Source organism: Streptococcus mitis bv. 2 str. SK95 (assembly GCF_000222705.1).
Taxonomy (GTDB): Bacteria; Bacillota; Bacilli; order Lactobacillales; family Streptococcaceae; genus Streptococcus; species Streptococcus mitis_AY.
This window is the reverse complement of the sequence record NZ_AFUB01000028.1, coordinates 1-5,597: the sequence shown is the minus strand read 5'-3', so window position 1 is coordinate 5,597 and position 5,597 is coordinate 1. Positions and strand designations below refer to the sequence as shown.

Here is a 5,597-nt window from a genome sequence, read left to right as displayed (position 1 = left end):
TATCAGAAATTTTATTGATAATGTATAGCGTAACAGGCAGTAGAATATAAAACCAGTAATTAGGAGAAGATGTTTCCTCTAGCAATACCTTATTCTCCCAATCAAAATGATAATTTTTGTTCTCCCATATCCCTAAATTAATAATTGTTTCCATATGTACATCCTTTTTAATTAAACACACTACCTAATCCCGAGAAAAATCCATTAACTGCATCTCCCGCACTGTCCCATATTTTCTCAGCTGTATCACCAACAGATTTCATCGTATCACCTACTACTTTCTTTGTTCCATCCCAAACATCACCAGCAAATTCCACGACTTTATCCCCATATTTATCATATAGATAATCAAATCCCATTGACAATCCTACACCAGCAAAGAAACCAATCGGACCACCTACAGCACCTAAAGCTAATTGAATCAGGAGATGCCCACCTGTCTTAACTGCGGCATCTCCAACATCTTCGCCACCTAATAATTGCCCTGCAAAGTCAAGTCCCGCTCCTAATCCAAATGGTAATGCTTTCGCAAATTTAGCACTCCCTAAAAATCCATCTAATTTATTCACTAACGGTATTACACAATCTCCAATTTTCTCAATGGTTTCTCCTACCCTTATAGTCAATCAGCAAGAAAGCCACATCATGAGGGTGGAAGTTGACGGCAAGGGACAGGATATTTTTTTGTAAGTAGCAGAGCAGATAAGCAAGCGAAAAATATAGAATTTTCAAGGTACTAGAAAGAAAATGTTCTTGTTCTATTATACCACAATATTAAAATACACCTCTTCCCATGGGAACAAAGCTATATTTTTGCACCATTAATTTATACTTATAGCCACACCATTTTAACTTAAGAAAAGGAATAACTAAAAAACGAGGAGTTTCTTTAATGTCAAAGCAGCTCCTCGTTTTTTATTTTTATTTAAAGTATAGTGATATTTTTAACAATCTCTAAAAATATAGCTTATTTGAATTTTGTTACACTTTTAATGGTTTCAAAGCTTTCAGCAAAAAGACAGAATTAGCATTACTACATCCAATATAGAGAATCTATGATAGTTACTCCATTGTAATTCTATTTTATCTCTTTCTTAGGAATCGTGAGTGTTTTCGTCCACTTCTCATAAACTTCTAAAAAACGTCCCTCTTCCTCATCTGAATAACCTACAAAAACGACTTTGTCAATATTTTCATGTTGAAAGAAAAGCGTCGATTCCGTTTGAAAGCCCATTGGGTACAAAATACCCATATAATCAGCAAATGCTTTTTCTCCAGTTTCCTCGTCGTCAAAGATAACTCCACGACCAATAATCATTAATTTCTGCGTTCCTTCTTGAAGATAGACAATACTTCCCAACGGTAATAATTCTGTATTTTTATTATTCATTTTTTAATAACTCCTTGTGTTTTTTAAATATTTTTTTCCATACCATTCTTCCACTGATTTTCCTTCCCACTCGCGGTATTCTTCAGGATATTTCCATTTGTAGAATGCTTGTAAATAACTAGGAAATTCGATGTAAATTAGCATAGCAATCACAGCAATATTTAGGATAATCCATGTTATCAAAAGACCTAATCCTTCCAATGAAGTTGAAAATTTTATGGAAAAACTTTTTATAATAAAGTTTATAATTACTCCAATTCCCAAAAAACTCATTCCATAAATCGCTATCTTATTGGCAATTTTGTTGCGAAGAGAAGAGCCACTCCCATTACCATACATCAGTTTTTTAAGACTTTCAATTTCAAGGCTAAACATAAAATAGGCTAATACAGTAATAAAAACAAAAATAGCAGCAACCATCCAAATAGATAAAGTTGGTAATGACATATCAATCGCTAACAGATTAAATTCAAGACTAAGCCAAATTAGAAATGTGATGACATGAAAATGATTACGATAAGGCAGTATAAAAGCTTTTCTAAAAACTTTACCAATCAATATGATAAATACCCAAATTAAGAAACAGACTATATATACCTCAGCTGTTAGTAATGGATGTTGATAGATAGGCAATCTTAAATCTTTAGGATCAGAGTCGTGCAAGGACAGTGAGAAAACAAGAATCATAAAGTTTATAAAGACAGGACCGATAAGAGTGAAAACAATATTCTGAATATGAAGAACTAGTTTAGACTTTCCTTCCCTATAATATGTTTCTAACTTAGAGAAAACATTTCCTTTCTGATACTGTAAAAAACCATCATCTTCTAGATTCAAACTCTCTTCAAAACTTGCTTTAAAAATTGATTTCTTCATACTTTTCACCCGAATCCTAGTGCCTTACCAATTCCACCAATTCCGTTGGAAACTGCATTCGCAACTCCTTTGATTCCGTTTCCAACCTTGTTAACAATATTTTTGGTTCCCTGTACTGGATCATCAAAGAATTTAGGCTCAAACCACTTGATTCCTTGGATAGCTGCTCCAACAACTCCACCTATTACTGCACCCGCAGTTGTTCCTAATATAGGTACTGCGCTACCTATTGCAGCTCCTATCGTTGCACCTTCTAATGGACCAACACTAGCTATAGCTGAAAGTGCACCTTTCCCAGCAGCTTTTCCTATATCCTTAGTTTTGCTATATTCGTCTACTCCACTAGAAATCGCTGTAATCCCAAGATCAGCAAACGTCATTACTGTCCCTACTTTCCCCAGAACCTTAGCTACTTTTGGGAAATATTTGAGCCCTTTTCCTAATAAGCCTGTTGCTTCTTCTCCCCCTTTTATATATTTGCCAAATTTCGCCATTCCAGCATCTCTGGCACCTTCCAATCCTTTTTTTACAATAGTTTCTACAGGGCTTGCGATATCAGAAATACCATCGAAAATCTTTTTCAGTGTCCCTCCCTTATTTCCTAGTGATTCATACCAAGCCATGGTACTCATTACACCACTTACAAATTTTCTACCTTTTGTCCCCTTATCAACTGATCCCAGCAATCCTATGACGCCGTCCGATTGTAGAAAAGCCTTAGTCAAGCTTTTCGGTGTTAGTCCAAGTATTTGGGCTCCTCTCTTAAACCAGTCATTATCTGAGATTGCCGTAACTACATCATACCAATTCTTCGTATTATACTTAACACCATCATCACCAAGTGCTTCAGCTAATGTCTTTTCATAGATGTGTTGCTCAATAGCATTAACTAATGTATCTGGTAACTCTTTACTTGGATGACGTTTTTTATAGGATTGAATTACCTCCATATCCTTCTCTGTCAGTCCCTTACCATCCTCAATTTTTTTGAGAACCTTCTTATAATCTCCATCAATCTTAACCTTATTTTCCCACTCACCCTCGATATTCTTTGCCCATCCCAGAGTATGCACAGAGTGCTTGGGAAAAGTACCACTAAAACTTGCAAACTCTGTTTGGATTTGACTTAAACCCGTTTGGAGATTTTGAGCTAAGTTATCAACTAAGCTACTACCTTCCCCTACAGAAAAAACGTCATTGGAGCTTCCAGCAAACATATTTAGCTTACGGAGTTTATCCATTTTTTCATTTCTTTGTTTTAGGAGGACATCCATACGATTTGAGAGACTACTTAAAGTGCTTGCACTTGTAGATTCGTCTCCAACCATAGCATTGTACATCCCTCTAATACTATGAAGACTAGATTCAAGACTACGGATTTCACTCTCAAGTACCTCTGAATCAAGGTCATCATCTCCAACTTCTGAACGATATTTTGATGGAAGAGCTGGAACAGCTTCGCTTACTAATTCTGAGTACATGATAGCTCCCTTGAGCAAGGGAGTGATTACATTCATACCATATTGTTTACCACTATCATAGGCCGCCCCTTGCAAATCTCCTGCATTATCAAATGCTGATAATGCAGAAATTGCTTGATCGTAGGAAGCTATTCTAGCTTCTCCCACAGAAGCCATTGTCTGACCCTGCGTATCAGAAGATCCTAATACCATTTTTACCATATTACTTCTGCGACTCCTGTTCTATCATTAATTTCTTTCGAGCATGGGAGAGTTCATCTAACTCTCTTTCCAACCGGTCTTCTTGTTTCTTGATTGAGTCTTTTCGTTCCTCCGACCACGCTTCTACTAATGCACCTACACTGCCTATGTCCATTATCAAATCTTGATAAGTTTGATAATCTTTTGACGATAGTGGCAATTCTAAGATTTGTCGCAATGGAAGCAAACTTTGTCGATGCATTTCAAATAGTTCCTTTTCTTTGCGAATAACCTTCTTCTTCTCCAAACTTAGTTGATTTAGAGAATTATCCAGTGCTTTTGATTTATTATCGATTTCTTCTAATGTTAGTGTCTTCATTATTCCTCTTCTGAAAAATAGCTCGTATTTGGAACAAATGTAGTATTATTCTTTGGAACTGCACTTGTTTGAGGTAGCGCAGAAGTATTGGTATCTATGTTTGCAGCAAGCTGACTATCCACTGCTACAAATTCAGCGGCTGTACTCTGTATCCGTGAAACAAATCCATTTAAAACCTCTGCAATAGAAGACGCGTACTCAGCTTCTTTAGGAATCTTCTCCGCAGCTGTACTATTTCCTGGATACTCACTCGATTGGTCTAGAACAACTTTATTTCCAGATATAATACTACTAGATGAGCTAGCAATTCCAGATGCAATAGAACTAGCTACTTCTTCTTTACTTTGTATTGGTGACATACGAATCCCTCCAAATTAGTCATTTTTAGTAATTTTTAATTTAACGGCTTGTTTACGATCATGCAGATAAACCTCATCCAACTCTAGTCGAGCTTCTCTATTATTATAAGGTTTATCTAAAAACATTTGATCCATTAAACGCATCCCCAACATAACCCACTGCGCATTGGATTTAAGATATTTCGGAACTTCATGGATGTTATTCCCAATATATGAATGCTCACCACCAATTACAAAATGCAATCCTACACGCAAACCATTTTTGAATAAAAAGTCCAAATCTTTTTCTGACAGACCATGTTCAACAATTACTTTTATATTTGGCATAAAAATCAACCAATCAGAGTATAAGTCTCCTTCTAGTCGGCGATTCACCTCAAATATTAATTGTTGAGCTATTTCAGAAATCTCTTTTTTACTACTAATATACGTTGACACTTTTTCACTATAAGATCTATATTCCTCCAGTGGATCTACAAGCATCACTCTTAATTTCTTTCCAAAACAGAGTGATGTATTTAATAAATGATGTGTTTGATTTTCTAATGACTCAGCAGAATCAGACAGATAAATCAAGCTTTTTAATTGATTAAACGAAATAGCAATACTCTGTACCATTTCAAACTCCAAACCAATCGGCAACTCACGATTCTGAATTGCTTCTTGAGTTGTAGGCAAATTGAGAAATACATCCATGGTCAACTCCTCCGGCACCATCGGAATAGCACTTGGGCGCTGTCCTGTCCAAGATTCTTGGAGAGAAGCGACTTTCTGGCGCAGGTTGTTGAGGACTTGGGTGTCATTGGCTCCAGAGACGGGCAGAGCCAGCTGGATCACATCCACCTCTTCACGCTTCATCAGTGCCCGTCCCTTGATATCTTCCATGGTCATGGCAAGGGGCGTAGAGCCCACGATTGCCCGTACCTCGCTCA

At 36.7% G+C, this 5,597-nt stretch carries 6 protein-coding genes and 1 pseudogene; all 7 read right to left on the bottom strand.

The genetic code is table 11. The annotated features are described in order from the left end of the window. Positions 1 to 167: 167 nt before the first annotated feature. Positions 168 to 569 (bottom strand): hypothetical protein, encoded by a 402-nt coding sequence (locus HMPREF9965_RS13355; RefSeq protein WP_001037104.1) that lies wholly within the window; start codon positions 567 to 569, stop codon positions 168 to 170. Positions 570 to 1,078: 509 nt separating this feature from the next. Beyond that, positions 1,079 to 1,390, bottom strand: coding sequence for a DUF4176 domain-containing protein (locus HMPREF9965_RS06830; RefSeq protein ID WP_001060666.1), 312 nt, complete (start codon positions 1,388 to 1,390; stop codon positions 1,079 to 1,081). 3 nt (positions 1,391 to 1,393) lie between these two features. Beyond that, positions 1,394 to 2,266 (bottom strand): hypothetical protein, encoded by an 873-nt coding sequence (locus HMPREF9965_RS06825; protein ID WP_004243529.1) that lies wholly within the window; start codon positions 2,264 to 2,266, stop codon positions 1,394 to 1,396. A 5-nt stretch (positions 2,267 to 2,271) separates the two neighbouring features. Further along, complete coding sequence (locus HMPREF9965_RS06820) at positions 2,272 to 3,948, bottom strand: hypothetical protein (protein ID WP_000240272.1); 1,677 nt, start codon at positions 3,946 to 3,948, stop codon at positions 2,272 to 2,274. A gap of 1 nt (position 3,949) precedes the next feature. Then, on the bottom strand, positions 3,950 to 4,306 hold the full coding sequence (locus tag HMPREF9965_RS06815) for a hypothetical protein (protein WP_000855127.1): 357 nt from the start codon (positions 4,304 to 4,306) through the stop codon (positions 3,950 to 3,952). Next, a complete protein-coding gene (locus HMPREF9965_RS06810; RefSeq protein WP_000074591.1) occupies positions 4,306 to 4,665 on the bottom strand; it encodes a TIGR04197 family type VII secretion effector in 360 nt (119 codons plus the stop codon). Before HMPREF9965_RS06810 ends, HMPREF9965_RS06815 begins: the two co-directional genes overlap by 1 nt. A 15-nt stretch (positions 4,666 to 4,680) precedes the next feature. After that, positions 4,681 to 5,597, bottom strand: a pseudogene (locus HMPREF9965_RS06805) (type VII secretion protein EssC); the annotation flags it as partial.